This is a genomic window from Methylocapsa acidiphila B2 (assembly GCF_000427445.1).
GTDB classification, from domain to species: Bacteria; Pseudomonadota; Alphaproteobacteria; order Rhizobiales; family Beijerinckiaceae; genus Methylocapsa; species Methylocapsa acidiphila.
This window is the reverse complement of the sequence record NZ_KE386496.1, coordinates 76480-95802: the sequence shown is the minus strand read 5'-3', so window position 1 is coordinate 95802 and position 19323 is coordinate 76480. Positions and strand designations below refer to the sequence as shown.

At 62.2% G+C, this 19323-nt stretch carries 16 protein-coding genes and 1 pseudogene; 9 read left to right on the top strand and 8 right to left on the bottom strand.

The genetic code is table 11. The features are described 5' to 3' along the window. Window positions 1–16: 16 nt before the first annotated feature. A complete protein-coding gene (locus tag METAC_RS0101525; RefSeq protein ID WP_026605681.1) occupies window positions 17–3151 on the bottom strand; it encodes an efflux RND transporter permease subunit in 3135 nt (1044 codons plus the stop codon). After that, on the bottom strand, window positions 3151–4137 hold the full coding sequence (locus METAC_RS0101520; protein ID WP_026605680.1) for an efflux RND transporter periplasmic adaptor subunit: 987 nt from the start codon (window positions 4135–4137) through the stop codon (window positions 3151–3153). Before METAC_RS0101520 ends, METAC_RS0101525 begins: the two co-directional genes overlap by 1 nt. A gap of 334 nt (window positions 4138–4471) precedes the next feature. Here METAC_RS0101520 and METAC_RS0101510 point away from each other — a divergent pair, with 334 nt between their 5' ends. Together METAC_RS0101510 and METAC_RS0101505 are read left to right on the top strand one after the other, a co-directional pair. Beyond that, complete coding sequence (locus METAC_RS0101510) at window positions 4472–6112, top strand: B12-binding domain-containing radical SAM protein (RefSeq protein WP_084143394.1); 1641 nt, start codon at window positions 4472–4474, stop codon at window positions 6110–6112. Between the two features lie 215 nt (window positions 6113–6327). Beyond that, window positions 6328–6627 carry a hypothetical protein gene (locus tag METAC_RS0101505; RefSeq protein WP_026605678.1) on the top strand — a complete coding sequence of 100 codons (300 nt, stop codon included), beginning with the start codon at window positions 6328–6330 and terminating at the stop codon, window positions 6625–6627. Between the two features lie 98 nt (window positions 6628–6725). On the opposite strand, the gene METAC_RS0101500 is transcribed toward METAC_RS0101505, so the two are convergent. Then, window positions 6726–7463 (bottom strand): acetoacetate decarboxylase, encoded by a 738-nt coding sequence (locus METAC_RS0101500; RefSeq protein WP_026605677.1) that lies wholly within the window; start codon window positions 7461–7463, stop codon window positions 6726–6728. After that, window positions 7460–8710 carry a DUF3734 domain-containing protein gene (locus tag METAC_RS21840; protein ID WP_084143874.1) on the bottom strand — a complete coding sequence of 417 codons (1251 nt, stop codon included), beginning with the start codon at window positions 8708–8710 and terminating at the stop codon, window positions 7460–7462. The genes METAC_RS0101500 and METAC_RS21840 overlap by 4 nt, the downstream gene beginning before the upstream one ends. 198 nt (window positions 8711–8908) lie before the next feature. On the opposite strand from METAC_RS21840, the pseudogene METAC_RS21835 reads away from it, so the two are divergent. Next, window positions 8909–11179: pseudogene (locus METAC_RS21835) on the top strand (heavy metal translocating P-type ATPase); the annotation flags it as partial. A 42-nt stretch (window positions 11180–11221) separates the two neighbouring features. After that, window positions 11222–12211 (top strand): efflux RND transporter periplasmic adaptor subunit, encoded by a 990-nt coding sequence (locus METAC_RS26960; protein WP_342446959.1) that lies wholly within the window; start codon window positions 11222–11224, stop codon window positions 12209–12211. A 44-nt stretch (window positions 12212–12255) separates the two neighbouring features. Here METAC_RS26960 and METAC_RS0101485 read toward each other — a convergent pair whose 3' ends face one another. The 4 genes from METAC_RS0101485 to METAC_RS0101470 all read right to left on the bottom strand — a co-directional run bounded on the left by METAC_RS0101485 (window position 12256) and on the right by METAC_RS0101470 (window position 14062). After that, on the bottom strand, window positions 12256–12444 hold the full coding sequence (locus METAC_RS0101485; protein ID WP_051335295.1) for a hypothetical protein: 189 nt from the start codon (window positions 12442–12444) through the stop codon (window positions 12256–12258). A 74-nt stretch (window positions 12445–12518) separates the two neighbouring features. Beyond that, window positions 12519–13262, bottom strand: a complete 744-nt coding sequence (gene phoU / locus METAC_RS21830) for a phosphate signaling complex protein PhoU (protein WP_036255204.1) — start codon at window positions 13260–13262, stop codon at window positions 12519–12521. A gap of 81 nt (window positions 13263–13343) precedes the next feature. Then, complete coding sequence (locus METAC_RS0101475; RefSeq protein ID WP_026605675.1) at window positions 13344–13658, bottom strand: hypothetical protein; 315 nt, start codon at window positions 13656–13658, stop codon at window positions 13344–13346. A gap of 53 nt (window positions 13659–13711) precedes the next feature. Continuing rightward, window positions 13712–14062, bottom strand: a complete 351-nt coding sequence (locus METAC_RS0101470; RefSeq protein ID WP_026605674.1) for a GYD domain-containing protein — start codon at window positions 14060–14062, stop codon at window positions 13712–13714. Window positions 14063–14468: 406 nt separating this feature from the next. Here METAC_RS0101470 and METAC_RS0101465 point away from each other — a divergent pair, with 406 nt between their 5' ends. The 5 genes from METAC_RS0101465 (at window position 14469) to METAC_RS26205 (ending at window position 19317) form a co-directional block, all read left to right on the top strand. Next, complete coding sequence (locus tag METAC_RS0101465; RefSeq protein ID WP_026605673.1) at window positions 14469–15365, top strand: ceramidase domain-containing protein; 897 nt, start codon at window positions 14469–14471, stop codon at window positions 15363–15365. 230 nt (window positions 15366–15595) lie between these two features. Then, window positions 15596–15769, top strand: a complete 174-nt coding sequence (locus tag METAC_RS26890; RefSeq protein ID WP_156898068.1) for a hypothetical protein — start codon at window positions 15596–15598, stop codon at window positions 15767–15769. A gap of 781 nt (window positions 15770–16550) precedes the next feature. Continuing rightward, window positions 16551–17831, top strand: coding sequence for a tyrosine-type recombinase/integrase (locus tag METAC_RS0101450; protein WP_026605671.1), 1281 nt, complete (start codon window positions 16551–16553; stop codon window positions 17829–17831). A 53-nt stretch (window positions 17832–17884) separates the two neighbouring features. Then, entirely contained in the window at window positions 17885–18451 is a 567-nt protein-coding gene (locus METAC_RS0101445; RefSeq protein ID WP_156898067.1) for a hypothetical protein, read from the top strand. Window positions 18452–18486: 35 nt separating this feature from the next. Next, window positions 18487–19317, top strand: coding sequence for a coiled-coil domain-containing protein (locus tag METAC_RS26205; protein WP_156898066.1), 831 nt, complete (start codon window positions 18487–18489; stop codon window positions 19315–19317). The last annotated feature ends 6 nt before the right edge of the window (window positions 19318–19323 follow it).

Sequence of the window (19323 nt, the reverse complement as noted above, 5' to 3'; positions counted from 1 at the left end):
TATCCCGATCTGATCGCTATTCCGCCGGCCGGCCGACGGAACCGGGCGGTTTCGCCGCCGCGTCGTCGGACTCTTCCACCGTCGCCTTGTCCGCGCTCATCCGCTCGACGATGAAGCGCCGCCACAGGCCCCCGATCCCAAGCCCAACGTCATCCATCATGGCGAAGAATGCGGGGACGAAAAGCAGCGAGAGCAGCGTGGAGACAATGAGGCCGCCGATGACCGCGATCGCCATGGGTGAACGGAACTCGCCTCCGGCGCCGATGGCGAAGGCGCTGGGAAGCATGCCGGCGACCATCGCGATCGTGGTCATGACGATCGGCCTCGCGCGCTTCTTGCCAGCCTCGACGATGGCGAGCGTCCGGTCCATGCCGCTCGCCATCGCGTCGATGGAGAAATCAACCAGCATGATCGCGTTCTTGGTCACGATTCCCATCAGCATGAGTATGCCGATGATGACGGGCATGCTCATCGGCCGACCCGTCAGCAACAAGCCCAAAATAGCGCCGCCGATAGACAGCGGCAGCGAGAATAGAATGGTGACGGGCTGCAGGAAGCTCGCGAATAGAATGACGAGCACGGCATAGACCATCAGCAACCCGCTGCGCATCGCCTGCGCGAAGCCGTCGAATAATTCGGCCATGGCCTCGGCGTCGCCGGATTTGGCGATCTTGATCCCGTGGGGCGGGTGCTGCATCGAGGGCAGGTTGTAGATTTCGGCCTCGGCCTCGCTCAGCGTCGCGCCCGGAGCGAGATCCGCCTGGATCGTCGCCTGGCGCTCGCGGTCGAAGCGATCGATGCTCGCCTCGCCTTGGCCGAGCGCGATATGGGCGATGGTGCGCAAGGGAACCGAGCCCCCGGCGCCGGTCGGCACCCTGATATTCTCGAGCACCTGAAGATTGGCGCGCGCGCCGGCTTCGAGCTGGGCGCGGATTGGAACCAGCCTATCGCCGGCGTCAAACTTGGCGAGCGCCGGCCCGACGTCTCCAATGGTCGCGATCCGCAGCGTCTCCGACAACCCCTCCGTCGAAACGCCGAGGCGCGCGGCGAGGTCGCGGTATGGCTTGATGATGAGCTCCGGTCGCTGCAGGGACGTCGAGGCGACGACATTAGCGAGCAAAGGGATGCGCTTCATCTCGGTCGCCAACGTGGCCGCGAAATCCGCCACCGTCGTCGAATCGGGACCGGTCACGACATAGGACACCGGCCGCTGGCCGTAATCGTCGACGAACCAGCTGCGGATGTCTGGAACTTCGGCGAGCTCCGTGCGGATCTCGGCCTCGAGCTCGTGCACGCTCGCCTTGCGCTGGGATCGCGGCAAGTAGTTCAGGATTAATTCCGCCTTGCGCACATCGGTCGTGCTCGGCGGAATATGGCCGCCATTGATGAAGACATGGGTTATCTCGGCACGCTGGCGCAAGCGACGGGCGATGGCGTCGGTGACGTTTTGCGTTTCGACCAAGGTCGAGCCGGACGGCAGCTCGATCGCCAGATGCGAGCGTCCAGAGTCCTGGATCGGCTGGAAATCGGTGCCGAGGAGCTTCGTGCTGAGGATCGACAGAACAAAAAGAACGACGCCGATCGCCACCGTCTGATAGCGGTTCTCAACCGACCATTTGACGAGGCGGCCATAGCGCCGGGTCGCGGCGCTCTCGGCCCTTTCCTCGCGTCCGCGCGACTTCAAAAAATATGCGGCCAGCATTGGCGTGATGAGACGCGCGGCGAGAAGCGAGAAAATGACCTCCGCCGAGACCGTCAGTCCAAACTGCTTGAAATATTGGCCGGCGATATTGTTCATGAAGCTGACCGGCGCGAAGACCGCGACGATCGTCAAGCTGATCGCGATGACCGCCAAGCCGATTTCATCGGCCGCGTCGATCGCCGCCTGATAGGCCGATTTGCCCATGCGAATATGGCGGACGATATTCTCGATCTCGACGATCGCATCGTCGACCAGAATGCCGGTCGCCAGCGTGATCGCCAGAAGGCTCACCAGGTTCAAGGAAAAGCCGAGCGCGTCCATCACGAAGAAGGCCGGGATGATCGACAAAGGCAGGGCGACGGCTGCGATCAATGTGGCGCGGAGGTCGCGCAGGAACACGAAGACGACGATCACCGCCAGCGCCGCGCCTTCAAACAGAGTGCTCATCGCGGCGTGGTAATTGCCCTTTGTGTAGGCGACCGAGCTGTCGATTACCTCGAGCGAGACATCGGGATGGGACAAGGCAAGCGCGTCGATGCGCTTCTGGACCTCGGCGGCGACCGCAACGTCGCTCGCGCCTTTCGAGCGCTGAATGCTGAAGGCGACGATCGGCTGCCCGTCGAGCCGCGCGAATGTTCGCGACTCCGCGATGGCGTCCGTCACGACGCCGAGATCGTCGAGCCGCACCTGCCCGCCGCGCGGGAGCGCCAATGTCGTGCCGGCAAGCTCCTCGATGGTGCGGGCGCCGGCGATGGTGCGGATCGACTGATCCTCGCCGCCGAGCTCGGCGCGGCCTCCGGTCAGATCGAGATTATTGCCGCGCAGACGCCTGCTGACGTCCGAAGCGGTCAGACCGAAAGCTTCGAGCCGCGCGGGATTCAACGATATTAAGATCTCGCGGTCGGCGCCGCCGACCCGCTCGACATTGCCTACGCCGCGAATTTCCAAGAGCTTGCGCTTGACCACCTCGTCGACGAAATTTGAAAGCTCTTCCGGCGTCTTGGCCGGGGCGATCGCGGCATAGGTGACGATGCTGGAGCCGACGACCCCGACCTGCCGGATCAAGGGCTCGTTGATGCTCCGCGAGAGATTGCCGCGGATGCGCGTGATTGCATCCTTCACATCGTTCAGCGCTCGATCCGTGTTGGCGTCGAGAGCCAGGCTGATCGTGGTCGTCGACACCCCATCGGTGACCTGCGACATGATGTGTCGCACGCCTTCCACGCCCGATACGGCGTCCTCGACCGGTTTCGTCACCTGCATTTCGAGCTCGGCTGGCGCCGCGCCAAATTGAGCGATGACCACGGTGATGATCGGCTGATCGACATTCGGAAGCAGCGTGATCGGCAGATTCCTAAAGCTCGCGACGCCGAGGGCGAGGCTCACCAGGGCGAACACGATGGCCGGCAGGGGATGTCTGATCGACCAGGCAGAGACATTGATCGCCATCAGCGCCGCCCTGCCGACAAATCCCCGCCGCGCGAGACGACGGCGAAGACCCGGTCGCCGTCTCTGAGCGAAGCGCCGCCGTTAGCTACGACGAGTTCGCCGGCCTGCAGGCCCTCCGCAATCTCGGCGTCGCGGTCGCTGGTCAGGCCGATCCTGACCGGAATCGTCTCAATCCGATCCTCGCGCACGACCTGGACGCTGGTGCCCTCGGTCTTGTAGAGAACGGCCGCTCGGGGCACCGAAATGCCGCAGCTCTGCCGCGCGTCGATCGTGGCGCGGACGAAGCGCCCGGCGCGCAAGCCGGAGTCGGCTGGAATTTCCACGCGCACATGTCCCATCTGCGTGACCGGATCGACCTCGGCCCCGACCTTGCGCACGCGGCCGGTCAAACCCTGCCCTGGCTCGGCTTCAATTCGCGCCGATTGGCCCGGTTTGATCGCGGCGAGATCGATGCTCGACACTTCGGCGTCAACCTCGATTACCCCGTCGATCGCCAGACGAAACAAAGGCTCGCCGCGCAGCGAGGCCGCCGCGCCTCTTCGTGCGGCCGATTTGATCACCGAACCGGCGGCGGGCGATTGCAGGGTGACCGAAGCCGGCGGCAAGGCTCCGGCGTTTCGAGCGGGGGTGATTCCTTCGCCCGGCAGACGGGACAAGCGCGCGAGCGCCTGACCTTCCCGCACGAAGTCCCCCTCCGCGACGAAAATCTCCGCAATCTCGAATCCGTCGAGCGCGGCGCCGGCGACCGCCTCGGCGCGCGGCGCCAGCAGCCCCGTCGCCCTAACCGAGGCCGAAAAGCAGGCGGGCGCGGCCGCGGCCACGATGACCGGCAGCCCGGGCGCGCTCCAGGCCTCTCCCGCCGACGCCTCGGACGTTTTAGCGGACTCGCCGGCTTGTGGACGGTGACCGCAGCAAACGAAGACAAGAAGCGACATCAGGAGACGCGCGGCGGCGAGACGTCGCGGAACGAATTCGGTGGCGTTCATATAAAAATTTCGTCTCGCTGATTTGATCATCGACTCGCAAAAGCTGCAGGCAATTCGTTTGACGCTCAATGACTCCCTGAAATGGCGCCAAATTACCGAATTTTGTCTTTTGCTCAAGGAAGTTCCCACCGCCGGCGCAAAGCTTCCGCCACGATCGCCGCGGGCGAAGCTTCCGTGGATCCTAGGCGCGGGATCTTAGGCTCACCCTCGGCTTCGCCATCCAATGCGCAGGCTTCGATCGCGGACCGCCGCCTTTTCGACCGATTAATTCTTCATAACGGGATGAATAAAGACTAGCATTGTCTAGAGCGGACCAGCTTCCGGGGCGCAAAAAATGGCTCAAGTCACGCCGGCTCAAATCTGTCGCCTCGTCGATGCGCCGGTCATTGATGTGAAGAGGCGCATCCTTTGCGTCTTCCCCCGCTATGTCCCGTCTTTTGGAACGTTCGAGCACGCGTATCCGCTGACCGACGGCGTCAGCGCCTTCATGCCGCCGCAAGGCTTGCTGGTCATCGCCGCGATTCTTCCGAAACATTGGGACGTCAGGTTCATCGACGAAAACATGGAGCGCGCGAGCGATCTGGATTTCGCCTGGGCCGATGCCGTGCTCGTCAGCGGAATGCACATCCAGCGCCGGCAAATGGAGGATATTCGCGCCAGGGCTCATGAGCATGACAAGCCCGTCGCGCTCGGCGGCCCTTCCGTCTCAGCCTGCCCCGAGCTTTATCCGGATTTCGATTATCTGCACGTCGGCGAGCTCGGCGACGCGACCGACGCCCTGATTGCTCATCTCGCCCGCGACGCGGCGCGCCCCGAGGCCCAGATCGTTCTGACGACGACCCTCCGCCGCGACCTCGCCGATTTTCCGCCGCCCGCCTATGAACTCGCCAGGATCGACCGCTATTTTCTCGGCAGCATCCAATTTTCGAGCGGCTGCCCTTACACCTGCGAATTCTGCGACATCCCCGGCCTTTACGGCCGGGTCGCGCGTCTGAAAAGCCCAGCCCAGATCCTCGGCGAGCTCGACAAGCTCGTCGCCTGCGGCGTCAACGGCTCGATCTATTTCGTCGACGATAATTTCGTCGCCAACAGGCGCGCGCTTCGCGAGCTCTTGCCCCATCTCATCGATTGGCAGAAGCGCAACGGCTACGCCGTCAGCTTCTCCTGCGAGGCGACGCTCAATATTGCGCGCTCTCCGGAAATCCTCGAACTCATGCGCGAGGCCGCCTTCGACACGATTTTCTGCGGCGTCGAAACGCCAGAGCCGGAGGCCCTGAGGGCCATCGACAAGGCGCATAATATGGCTCTGCCGATCCTGGACGCGGTGCGCGCCATCAATCGATGCGGAATGGAGGTCGTTTCGGGGATCATCATCGGTCTCGACACCGATACGAGCGACACCGGCGAGCGAATTCTGGACTTCCTCGAGCAATCGAAGATTCCCATGGCGACCATCAATCTGCTGCAAGCCCTCCCGCGCACGCCCCTATGGGATCGGCTCCGGCGGGAAGATCGTCTGCGCCCGGACGACGCAGGGCGCGAATCGAATGTCGGCTTCAAGCTGCCCTATGACGAGGTGCTCGCCATGTGGCGCAATTGCATGGACAGAGCCTATCGCCCGGAGACGCTGTTCGCCCGCTATGAATATCAAATGCGCGAGACGAGGCCGTACCGGCTCGAGCGGCCAAAGAGCCGGCAGCGCCTGTCGCCGCGCAACATCCGCAAGGCGCTCGTGATCCTGTCGAGCCTCTTATGGAAAGTCGGCGTTCGCGGCGACTATCGGTGCGCATTCTGGAGATTCGTCTTGCCTCGCCTGCTGCGCGGCCAGATCGAGCCGATCCTGAGCGTCGGCCTCGTCGCCCATCATCTGATCATGTTCTCCCGCGAAGCTTGCGCAGGCAAGACGGACGCCTCGCATTATTCCGCCAAGGCGCTGACTCTCGAATTTCAGACGCCCGCGCCGCGCGGCCAATGACCGCAGACAGCAGCCGATACCGCGACTTTTGGTTGCAAGCGCACGCGCTTTCGCCAGCTGCATAGACCGCGGCGCCCGACTGTCCGAAGGGATTAGTGAAAAATAGCGAAATATTTGCAGAAAACCGGCGAGTCAGCGCCAGCCCCTGCAACTTATCGCCACTTGCAATGTTGACCGCCGGTTTTTAGCTTTGTTCGCGAGCAAGGGGGGCGAACATGAATAAGATTTTGGCTTTTGGGGCCATTGTTGTCGGCGCGATTGTTATCGATGCCGTGACTTTTGGCGCGGGCGTCGGCCTCGCAGCGGAGGGCGTGGATGCGCCTGCCGAAATGGCGCAAGACGCGTCGGCCCCACTTACGACAGGGCGCAGCTTGGCCAACGCGCCTTATCTGACCAAGAGCGGCGGGACCGTCCCGCATCCCGGTTTGTCAGGCGATGCTCCGAGCGGCGGCGGCCGGCAAATTCATGATCGGGACGATCGCATCCTGCGGAGGGGCATTTGCAGCAATTGCTGAGGCCCGACCGCTGCGACGCGGCGGGTGGCTAGACGACGGTCATTTCGGAGCGACCGGCCCAAAGCCGGTCGTCCCAGAGTCTTCATCCGCTGTGGCGCTCAGGCCAGATAATCATGCGCAACCTTGCCGAGCCCTAAGGTGAGATCGGCGAGAATATGCGTCGCTGACACGACCTCCAGCACGGGCAATTCGGCGAGCGGCGCCAAGGCATGCGACGTGAGCGTGAGCGATCCCGGCCCGGTCCACGCGCCCTTGAGATCGACGTCGGTCAGGTAATATTCGACGATCTCGCAAATTCGCGGCGTCCCATCGACATGCGGGATGATCTTCAGCAGAAAATTCGGCGCGAGCAACGAGGTCTTCACCGCGGCGAGATCAGCCTCCTTATGCTTATAGCCCATCGTTCCGGTGGCAATCCGCTCTCTGCCGTAATCGAGCGTCCCGACGAGGGTGTCGATCTCGGCTCTCAGGGTCGGCTCGGCGAGCTTCTTGGGAAATCCCCAAAGCTCGCGGCCGCCGGCGATCGGCGGATGGTCGTTGAGGAACATGCAATGGCTGTAGCCGCCTTTGCGCCCTTTGAAGCTGACCGGGATGACCTGCCCGCTCTCGGTATAATCGCCGAATCCGGTGGAGTCGGGCATGCGGATGAATTCGAATTTCACCAAAGGCTCATCAACCTCCAGCGGCTCCGGAACCAACTCGCGCAGCTTCCCGAGATCCGTGCGGTAGGTGATGATCATATATTCGCGGTTGACGAAGCGGTAAGGACCGACCGGATAAGCCGGGCTGGTCAGCGGCATCGCAAACGCTCGGCGGCGGACGTCACTTTCCTTCATCGCGGCTCTCCTCGCCTGTCATGGCTGGATCTCTGGTCCAGACTCTGGATCTCTAATTCAGATTTATGTCTCTGCTGCGTCGCTCGCGCCACGTCGAATGTGCGCACGCCTTCGGCGCGGCCCGGGCATTCGAGAACCTCCGGATGGCTGAGCGTGCGAATGGCGTCGTTATAGCCCGCGCGCCAATGCTCCTCCATCGTGGCGCGAGAAAATTCGTAGTCCTTGGACAGGCCTTCGTAACTTTCGCTGCGATAGATCAGCTGGATGATGTTGCAGACCTTGTCATCGGATTCGGCTTCGAGCAGCCGCACCTCGGGCCGGTCGCGGTGCTCTTCAGGAAGATCCTTGATGAGCTCCGCCACCGCTATGCGCAGTTTCTGCATCTTTCGGTACTGATCGGTCGCGGCTCTGGTGCGGCTCGAATAGCGGATCTCCTTCTCGCGCACGCTAGCCTCGCTGAAGCTGCGCGGAACCTGGCCCGCCGCGTGCCAAAGATCGACCTGGAACGCCAGCGTGTCTTGCCGCGGCCGCGAATCGAGCACCCATTGCAGCGGCGTATTGGAAACGATGCCGCCGTCCCAATAATATTCGCCGTCGATCTCGGTCGGCGGGAAGCCGGGAGGCAGAGAGCCGCTGCCGATGACATGCTCGGGGCCAATGCGGTGAGTCGTCGTATCGAAATAGACGAAATTGCCGCTGCGCACATGAACGGCGCCGACGCTGAAACGCATGGGTCCGGCGTTGATCCGATCGAAATCGACCAGCCGCTCGAGCGTTTTCCGCAAGGGCGCGGTATCATAAAAACTCAGCCCGTCGGGCTTGTCCGGGTGAAAAAGCACCGGCGGCGGCAGACGAGGCGTGAAGAAATTCGGCGCGCCCAAAAGAGCCACGAAATAGGCTTGGACCTGATTGACGACCCGATGAATCGAGGGGTCCGTGATCTCAATCGGCGGGAGGATGGAAACGCCGAAGGAACTCATCGGCGGGGCGCTGACGAGCTCCCAGAATTCCCTTAGTTTCTCGACGCGTTTTTCCGGCGGATTGCCCGCGATCAATGCGGAATTAATGGCGCCGATCGATATTCCCGCTACCCAATCGGGAAGGAGGTCCGCTTCGTCCAAAGCTTGATAGACTCCGCCCTGATAGGCGCCGAGCGCGCCGCCGCCTTGCAGCAGAAGGGCGATTCTCTCGAAGGGAAGACGATGTTCATCCGGGCGAGGCTTGAAGGTCCCGCTAGAATCCAGCATGTGCGAACTCTCCTTGTCCTTCACTCCTATAGCATAAGCACTCTCGTCCAAATGCTGAATGAACGAGAAAATCGCTCGGTTCGAGTCCGACGGCGGCGGATACATGTCGAGGCTCGGCGACCCGGAAAAGCTCGACCGTCGCCGTCACGGCGCGGATGTTAGGGGTAACATGACAAGATCAACGGAAAAGTGACTCCTATGAACAATCCGCGAGCTGCGCGTCGCGCCCTGATCCTGATCGCGATCGTCGGGCTCGCCAGCGGCTTCGTCGCTCTTGTCCTGGGGCGCCCAGACGCCGCGCGTTGGCTCTGGGCCGGCGGCTCCATCCCCGTCGCGCTGAGTCTCGCCGTCTCGATCATTCGCAGCCTTCTCATCGGCAGCATGGGCGTCGACGCGGTCGCTCTGCTCTCAATGTTGGGAGCCTTGGCGCTTGGAGAAAACCTGGCCGCAGCCGTCATCGCAGTCATGTATGCCAGCGGCGCCGCGCTCGAGGATTTCGCGGTCGGACGCGCCGAACGGGATTTGAAATCGCTCATCGACCGCGCCCCGCGCCTCGCGCATCGCCGCGACGGCGGCGCTTTCGAGGACATTCCGGTCGATCAGGTCGCTGTCGGGGACGCGATCCTGGTTCTTGCCGGCGAGGTCGTCCCCGTCGACGGCCAAGTCACGAGCCCCAGCGCGTCGATCGATGAATCGGCCCTGACGGGAGAGCCGATCCCGGTCGCGCGGCGCGCCGGCGAAGCAGTGAGCAGTGGGACGATCAACGCCGGCGAAACGTTCGAGATGCGTGCGTCGGCGCGCGCGGGGGAGAGCGCCTACGCCGGAATCATCAGCCTCGTCACGGCGGCTCAGACCGCCAAATCCCCCTTCATTCGGATGGCGGATCGCTATGCGCTGCTTCTCCTGCCCGTGACGCTCGCGCTCGCCGGCGGCGCCTGGGCCTTGTCTCATGACCCCATTCGCGCGCTGGCGGTCCTCGTCGCGGCGACCCCCTGCCCCTTGATCCTGGCGGCGCCTGCGGCCTTCATCGCCGGCACCTCGCAAGCGGCGCGGCGCGGCATCCTGATCAAGGGAGGCGGACCTCTGGAAGCGCTGGCCCGCGCGCATACGGTGATGTTCGACAAGACGGGAACCTTGACCGTCGGCGGGGCGCGGCTGGTCGCCGTCGAAACGGCTCCCGGCGAGGACCCGGAAGGAGCCCTGCGGCTCGCCGCCTCTCTCGAGCAAGCCTCCCATCATGTGGTGGCTGGAGCCATCGTCGCCGCGGCTCGGGCGAAAAAGCTCGCATTGCAGGTCCCGGAGAATGTCCGTGAGACCATGGGCTCTGGCCTCGAGGGCGTCGTGGGGGGACAAGCGATCCGCGTGGGCTCGCATCAGCTTGTTTTCGGGGCCGGCCGCCCGGAGGAATGGGCGCTTCGGGCGCTGCGGCGGGCCTCTTGGCGCTCCGCCCTCAGCGTGTTCATCTCGGTGGATGGCCGCGCCGTCGCCGCCCTCCTCCTCGCCGACGAACTCCGGCGCGAGACGCCGCGCGCCATCCAGGCGCTTCGAGCCGCGGGCGTGGCCCGAATCGTCATGGTGACCGGCGACCGCGCCGATTCGGCCGAGACGATCGGCGCCGCGCTCGATCTCGACGCCGTGCTCGCGGATCGCGTTCCGGCCGACAAGGTCGACGCCGTCGCGGCCGAGCAGCGGCTTCATCCGACATTGATGGTCGGCGACGGCATCAATGACGCTCCCGCCCTGGCGGCGGCCGACGTGGGCGTCGCCATGGGCGCGCGGGGCGCCAGCGCCTCGTCGGAGGCGGCGGATGTCGTGATCCTCGTCGATCGGCTCGATCGCGTGTCCGACGCCGTCGTCATCGCGCGGCGCACGCGCGCCATAGCCTTGCAAAGCATTATCGTCGGCATGTCGCTTTCGGGCGTCGCCATGGCCGCCGCCGCCGTCGGCTGGCTCAGTCCCGTCGCCGGGGCGCTGACCCAGGAAGCCATCGACGTGGCTGTCATTTTGAACGCGCTACGGGCTCTAACCCCTGGGCGGGCCCGACGGCAAGCGGCCATGCCGGCCGCAACGGCCCGCATTCTCCATGAAGACCACGAGAGACTAGGGGCAAGCCTCGACCGCTTGCGCCAGATCGCGGACGGGCTCGACGACGCGGCCGGCGAGGTCGCCGCGCGCTTGATCGCCGAGGCCGATGGGATCGTGGCGACAGAGATCGTCGCTCATGAGCGCGCTGACGAGACAGTGGTCTATCCAAGCCTTTCGAGTTTCCTCGCCGACGGCCATGGGCTATGCGCCATGAGCCGCGCCCATCGCGAGATTCTCCATCTCTCCCGCCTCCTGACCCGCCTGTCCGACGGGCTCGGCCCGGCGGAGACCGATCGATACCTTATCCGCGACGCGCAGCGAATCATCGAATCGATTGAATCTCTGGTCCGCATCCACAGCGCCCAAGAGGAAGATATCTATGACCAGGCCATCGACTGGCGCAGCGAATCCTCGCAAGAGAGTCCTATGCCAAGCGAACCCAAGCCGAAACGCGTAAGCGAAGCAATGGAGCGGGCGCCTGGCGCCCATTGGGGCCGGCAGGCCGCAATGGTGAGCTTCGCCCTTTTGTGCTTTGGCGGCGGATGGTTCTATTGGGCGCATTATGGCGGCGGCGCTCGACGCGGCCCTGTCCCGAGCCCCGCTGGCGGGTCCCGCGCCGGCGTCGTGACCGCGCTCGGGACCCTTGCTCCAGCCGCGACCACGCCAGTGGCGGCGCGCGTATCCGGCCCCATCCAAGCGCTTTATTGCGACCGCGACACGCGCGTGACGGCGGGGCAGATCTGCGCGAAGATCGATCCCCGCCCCTATCAGTCGGAAGTCGATCGCGCCAGGACCGATCTGGCTGCGGCGGAGGCCAGGCTCGAAAAGGAGCGCGCTGAGGCCGAGCGGGCGAAATCCAATCTCGATCGCGCTGAAGCGCGCGCCGAGCGCCGCGCCATTTCCCACAAGGCGTTCGCCAAAGCGCGCGAGGGCGAGGAGCGGGCCCGCGCGCGCATCGAGCTCGGAGAGCAGGAAAAGGCGAAGCGGGCGACCACGCTCGCCGCGGCAGAGTCCGCTCTCGGCAAAACGGCGATCGTCGTGCCGACGGACGGCTTGGTCGTGGCGCGCGGCGTCGAAATTGGCCAGCTGATCGACGCAGCGGCCCAAACGCCATTGTTCCAGATCGCCGCCGATTTGAGCGTTTTGCGTATCGAGGCCAAGGTCGAGGCGAAAGACATCGGCGCGGTCAAGATCGGCGATCAGGCCGAGTTCACGATCGACAGGCCGCCGAGCCGGACTTTCTCTGGAGCGGTCATGCAAATCCGCCCCTCGCCTGAAGCGGCCAAACCCGCCTCTTCCTATCCCGCCTCTTCCTATGAGGTGATCATCGCCGCGCCAAACCCCGATCTCGCGCTTGCGCCAGGCATGAAGGCGGCGGTCTCGATCATGACGGAGAGGCCGGCGCCGAAGGACTGAATTCGACCCGGCGCGCGGCGCGGCCTTGTCCGATCTCTCTCGGCTCACAAGCCCTCAAACAGAACCCCCGCCAATAAAGCCGCGTAAGCCGACGCCAAGACCCAGAAGCGATGCGCGCTGACATAATGGCCGACCACCGGAACGCGCGTGTAGAGGGTTGCTATGGCGACGCCCGCGAGAATGACGGACAGAAGAAATATGGGAAATCCAGGCGGGGTCAATTTCAAGCGCATGAAGCCAAGTCCAAGACTTTGATGGGTCGAGACGAAGCTTTAGCTCATCCGCTCGCCGCGTGCACGATTTGATCTCAGGGCCGCCCAAATCGTCGCTGATTTGCTTCCCCTGCCGTCTCTGGGGAAACCATGGTCGGATTGCGGCCTTTCGGCCGATCTATCGGCGGCGCTTCTCCTGTGATCCGATAGATCGCCGTCTCAGCAATATTTGTGGCGTGGTCGCCGACGCGCTCGACGTTTTTGGCGCAGAATAAGAGATGCGCGCAAAAAGAGATGTTGCCGGGATCTTCCATCATGAAAGTCAGAAGATCGCGAAACACCGAGTCGTGCAGGTCGTCGAGCTCCACATCGCCCGCCCACGCGCGCAGCGCAAGGTCGGCGTCGCGTCGCAAGTAGGCGTTAAGCGCGTCGTTCAGGAGATTCGCCGCGACTCGATGCATGGAGCGGAGCCCGACCACACACCGCGGCATTCGCAAATTCGGCGAAAAATAGATCACGCGTTTGGCAATGTTTTTCGCGAGATCGCCAACCCTCTCGAGATCATTGGCCATCCTTATCGTTGAGATGATCTCTCGCAGATCGACGGCGAGAGGCTGCCGACGGGCGATCGTCACAATCGCCCTTTCCTCAATTTCGCGCTGCAAGGCGTCGAGGCGGAAATCCGCATGGACTGTCGCCTGAGCAAGCCGCGAGTCGAAATTGGACAGGGATTCCATAGCGTCGGAAAATATTTTCTCCGCGAGTCCCCCCATCTCCGCGACTTTCTTATCAAGGACGTCGAGTTCATCGTCATACGCCTTAATGATGTGCTCCGACATGCGCCGCTCCTCTCAATCGATCGCCGCGAGGCCTTACCTCTACATGCCGTCAACTCGGTCAGGGCCTTCTCGCGGCGACGCTCAGATGCGCCACAGCCGGCACCGCCAGTCCGCCTCGACCGGCAAAGCCAATTCAGGCAGATCGCACCACCTTTGATGCACGAGATAATACATGCATTCCATGCAGCGAACTTGGTCGTCGCCGTAGGGATGATCGATGAAACCCGCGATTACAAGCTTGCCCGAGAGATCGCCGGGATTGAGCGCGCGCAACCTATTGAGGATGTCGCCGAACTCCTTTTCTGTTTCGGGGACGGGCTCGATCTCGGTCTTCAACCCATCGGCCAATAGTTTTCCTATGCGATCCCGAAGATCCGTCATTTCTTCCGTCAACATTGGCTTGCTCCTTCCTGCCACAGGCACGCGCGCCTTCTTGCGACGAAGGTCGGCTATTCCAACGCTCTCGCCGGCCCCCCCGCCGGCTTGAAGGATTTGCGCAGCTCCCCCGCCGACCTGAAGGCGTTCATGGCGTCATTCGTGGCCATGGCGATCGATGTCTTGAGGTGCGTGACCCCGCCCGACGCCGCGCCTGCGATCAGAGCGGAAGCCATGACCGCTTCGTTCGGCGCTTCGACGATCGAGAGGAAGTCATATTCGCCGAAGGTGAAATAGAGGGCCACGAGCTTGCCGCCCGCCCTGGTCATCAGATCCGCGACCGCCTTTTCCCGGTTTTCGGGATTGCTCGTCATGCCCTTCAACGCGTCCGTCGTGTAACGACCTTGAGTGATATAGATCGGCATGGTCTTTCCACCCTTCCCTTCGCGGCGCTTCAGCGCTTTCAGGCCAAATGGATTCAATTAGTCGACAGGACGACGCCCGGACTTAAAAAGGCCCGGCTTTCGGTTTTGCTTCCCGCTCTGCCGTGCGCCATAATGTAATTAGAGAGCTTCCTCGCGTTTGGTAGCGGCGCCCAAGCCGTGCTTGCACGGGAGCGCGCCGACGGCGCGTCATGCTTGCGCTGCTTGCGGGAAAGCCCATAATCTCCGCGTAGAGCGTCTTTCGCTCGCATAGATTCATGCGATCTATGTGAAATCGCTCCAGAGTCGAATGGTTGAGCATATTCTTGTCGATCGGATCGATTCCATCCGACCGGAATATGCTCTGGAGAGCAAAGCGCGCTCGTAGAACAGGAAATGGAGTGACGCTGTGGAGCAGACGCATCGCAAGGTGTGGATTGTCGTCGCTGCGGGATTGCCCGCGCTGGCTCTCATATTTTTGCTGCTGGGGCTCCTACACATCCATCCATGGGCCCATGTCGCGGCCGACAGGGTGACGTCTTATCATAAGGAGCAATGCGAGCTCGTCAACACGTCCGGCTTCTTTCTCCAATTCCATAATTTCTGGTCCAACGCGGCCTATCTCGCCGTCGGCCTGCTGATTTTCACCTTGAACAAGGCCTGGACCGGCTGGACCGTGGGCGCCGCCCTGATCATCCTCGCCATATGTAGCGGGTGGTTTCACGGAACGCTCAGCGAATTCGGCCAAACCGTGGACATCATGGGCGTCTATGCTGTTCTGCTCGCCCTCGTAGCCTACGGCTTTATTGAAATGGTTCCTTTGGAATATGACGATCCATGGGCCTTTGTGATCATGTTCTCCGCGATCGCCATCGGACTGGTGGGCGGAATCGTGCGCGCCAAGGTCCATTTCTTCGATTCGGATTATTTTACGCCTTTCCTCGTCTTCATCTTGATCGTCTACATGATTTCCGGCGCGTTGCGATATGTGCGAGACCCCAAGACGCGTGCCGCGCCTGGCGACGGCTTGCTGGCTCCCCTCGCCCTGGCGGTCCTTCCCGCGCTCGCGGCGGTCGTCTTCAAATTTTCCGACGGCGACGATAACGCGTTTCTGGCCAGGCATGGCGGGGATTACGCCAAATGTTTTTACGGCCCCAGTTCGCTGGTGCAGGGCCATGCGCTCTGGCACGTGTTTTCGGCCCTCATGTTCCTGGGCGTCTTCGAGTTCTTCCGCTCCTTGCTCGCGCGATCCAACTCCGTCCTGCCCTGGCGGCCGGCGCGGCCCGACGCGGCTTCTCGATCCTGACGACAGGGTTCGGCCGGCTTCAAAATATCGGGCTGGCCGTCGCGACGGCGCGTCTCATCGCGAGACGCGCAGCTTGCGGCGGCGGATAGAGCCTCGCCACATTGAACCGCCGCGATCGCGGACGCGGCCTGGAAAGTCGCGAGTGGACGATCGGATCGTCATTTCCGGCATCCTGCGTGTGTTGCAGTACCTGCTGCAGCGCTGTGTCTGGCGAGGCCAAACATTGGTCAATGATGGATGAGGAATCTCTCGACGCATGGATTGACCAGAACTGGCCCTATGTCGCTCTGCTCCGCGACCGTGATAGTGGCTGCCGTGGCAACGGTCTCGGCGCAGAATTAGAATTTTACGAAATTTCGGTCGCCGCGCTGCGCCGGTGTATGCGCAAGCAGATGAATAGCTGACGACGCGCATAATTGTTGTCGGACGCGTCTCCGGCGTCAAGGCGACGACCTTTCCGGCGGTTTCCGATCGTTCGATTCTGGTTCGCCCCATCTCGCTTTAGGTGTTTATGGAAACAAGCGAGAACTTGGCGCCGTCCTCCGTCCCGGTGCGGCCTCGGCTTGGACAGGCAGGTTTCCAATCGTTCGTTCGGAATGTTCGGAAACTATTTCGAAGAACACGACTCGCGAAAGCCTGTTGAAAGAAAATGCCCCGAGCTCGGTTGGTCAGGCGAGAGAGTTTGTTCCGAATCGATGACGCGAGAACGCTGCAAGGGGACCAGCGGCCGACGTTTTGCAAATTTTCGAATTCGGCTCCCCGAGCGCCTATCAAAAAGCCTCGGTCTTCCAAAAGGTCCCACAAACCGCGTCTAAATTATTTGACTATATTGGTGCCGCAAGAGGGATTCGAACCCCCGACCCCCTCATTACGAAGGTGAAAACTGGCATTTTTACCTGCTTACACGGAGTTCTATTGAGTTGGATAGATATTTAAAAACAGAGGCTTCCACTTCTATGAAGTGAGATGGCCTACGGTTGGTTTCGACCTCTCGTGCTTACATAGTGCTTACACGAGATCGGGTTTTGAGCTATCTGTCGAGCCGCATTCGCTGGTGCAATTAAGACAGTAGGGGTCAAAAGCCGTCCAGGCCGTCCAAGCCGTATAAACTTATTTGCTTTCAATGTTTTACGAGATTTCAGCGCCTGTCCAACGCCGTCCGCAAGCCGTCCAAAATGAAGCTTCATGCCAAAGCTCACCAAACGCATCATTGATGACATCGCGCCGGGCCAGCGCTCACTCCTCGTCTGGGATACCGAGCTTCGAGGGTTCGGCCTCAGGGTCCAACCGTCAGGCGTCAAGAGCTTCATTCTTCAATATCGAAGCGCCTTGGGCCGCTCGCGCCGGATGGTCATTGGCCGCCATGGCGCCCTGACGGTCGACGAAGCCCGTGCTCGAGCGCGGCGGTTGCTCGTGAACATTGCCGACGGCGGCGATCCTTTGGGGGATAAGACGGCGCGTCGGGATTCGCTGACGGTCAATGAACTCCTCGATCGGCATATTGCGGAGCATGTCGAGGTCCACAGCGCCGCGCGAACGCTGCAAGAAACGGAATATCTGTTTAATCGCGTCGCGCGGCCGCGCCTCGGCGCGCTCAAGGCAGAGGGCGTGACGCGTCAGGACCTGGTCAAGTTGCATCTCGAAATGCGAGATACGCCAAGCCAGGCGAACAAATTGCTGGCGCTCCTCTCGAAGGCCTTCAGCAATGCCGAGCTTTGGGGACTACGGTCGGAAAACTCAAATCCCTGCCGACGGATCAAGCGTTATCCAGAGACACATCGCGAGCGGTTCCTGAACGTCGACGAACTGAAACGGCTCGGCGAAGCCCTGCGCGAAGCGGCCGGCGCGGGCCTCCCCTGGACGATCAATCCGGCTAAACCGACAAACCGGCATCTGGCGAAGCCGGAGAACCGACGGACGCCCGTCGCGCCCGAGGTATTGAACATAATTCGGCTTCTGCTCTTTACGGGGGCCCGTCGCGGCGAAATCGTCTCTCTTGAATGGGCCCATGTGAATTTTGAGACTGCGACGATCGATCTGCCTGAGAAGAAAGGGGGCGCGCGGAAGCCTCATCCAGTCAGCGGCGTCGCCCTGGAGCTCTTGGCCGGGGTCGCCCGCGTGGAGGGCTCACCCTGGGTTTTTCCGCGCTCCACGGACGTCGAACGCTATGTCTCAAATGAGGTTGTTGAAAACGCCTGGCAGCGTTTGCGGCTTCGCGCTGGCATTCCGGACGTCCATCTGCATGATCTAAGGCATACCGTCGGAACCTATGCCGCGCAGGCCGGCGTCAACGCCTTTGCGGTCCGCGACCTGCTTCGTCATTCCACGGTAGCGATGACGGGGCGTTACGCGAATTTTGACGCGAACCCGGTTCGGGCGGTCTCGGATGTGGTTGGCGATCGGATCGCGTTCGGCCTCGCGGGCGACGGCGGCAAGACCACGCCGCCAAAGAGCGCAAAGACCTAAAGCTCTCGCGGCGTCGGCTGTCACAAATTTCCGCAGCCGTCAATGCGGGATGCTTGACTGATTTGCCTCAATCTTCGCGCATGTCCTGCGGGCTCCGAATCGATCACGATCAACCCAACCGGCTGGGTCCGCGCCGGTGCGACAATTCCACGACAATTATTGGCACAATGGAAACTTCTCCATGGAGTCGAATTGCGACCAATTTGACCTTCGGCAAATCGGCGCGCGTGGGCGAGGCGAATTTTTCACAGGAGATAGACCACATGGGCAAATTTGATGTTGAGTCTGAGGCCGCACAAGCCGCTGCAACGGCCACACGCGAACGCATGAAGGCCATTATCACGTCGCCCGAGGCAGTCGGCCGTGAGGAGCTTGCGAAGCATCTTGCCTTCAATACGGATTTTTCGCCTCTTGAGGCGCGCCTACTGTTGAGCAAATCGCCGATCAGTGCGGCCGGTGCGACGCAACACGCGCGGCTTCTTCCCGGCGTCGACGCTGATCAAAGTCTCCAACCGTTAGAAGAGTCGGCGAGCGCCTCATGGAAGAGTGTCGCTGAAAAATTAAACGACGAAGCGAAGGCGGGGCGTCGCGGCTTCGTCATGCCAATCGTGAGTCATTAGCGCCGCCGAAGTCCTATTTCGCTGGAGACAGAAAAATGCTTCTTCCTGAAGCTCGCGCAGCTCTACAAGCTGCACAAAAAGATTTTGCGGCGGCCAGGGCGGCGGCTGACGCGGCAAGTCAAGCTCTGACTCGCGCCAAGGAGCGCGAGGGGGCTTTGCTGACGGAGCTCGATCGCCGCACTGAAGGCGAGCGAGCCGATGCTCAAGCCCTGGCGAAGGCTTTCCTGGTTAATGGCGGCGGCGGCGCTGACATTAAGCTCGCCCACGCAAAAGCAAAATCTGATGTCGCGGAACAACTGAGGCTCGTTCAAGCCGCGATCGAGGAGCTGGAGAAAAATCACGCCGAATCTGTGCAATCGGCGGACGACGCCCAGGAAAGCGTTGGGACCACTGCGCGGGCAGTAGTCGCCGCGCATATCAAAGAGACCTTGTCCCGCGCATTCGGACTCAACACGGAGCTTGAAAAGCTGTTGGCGGTGCTGAACGCCGCGGCGGAACTTCGCTTTTCGGTCGAAGACCTGCGGCCCTTCGTTGAGCGTCCCGGTCATGAAATGCCGCGCCGTGACGAAAGAGTGCAAGCCGCTTCGGCGACGTTGCGGGCTTGGGCGGCGGCTCTGTTGACGAATCCAGAATCTGAACTCAGCGAGAATGACGGCCGCGCGTTGCGCGAGAGAGAGGCTGCGGAGCGAGCCAGCCTGGACGCAAAAAGGCGTGCCGAGGATGAAGCGTTTCGAGCCGAAATGCGGGCCGAGCGACAAGCGCAATTCGCGCAAGAACGACCAGAATCCAGCGCTCCTGCGGGGCCCGTGAGGCCGATCGAATATGATCTTGCCCCCATGTTCGTCGCAAATTTGGGCGAGATTTGATCCGCT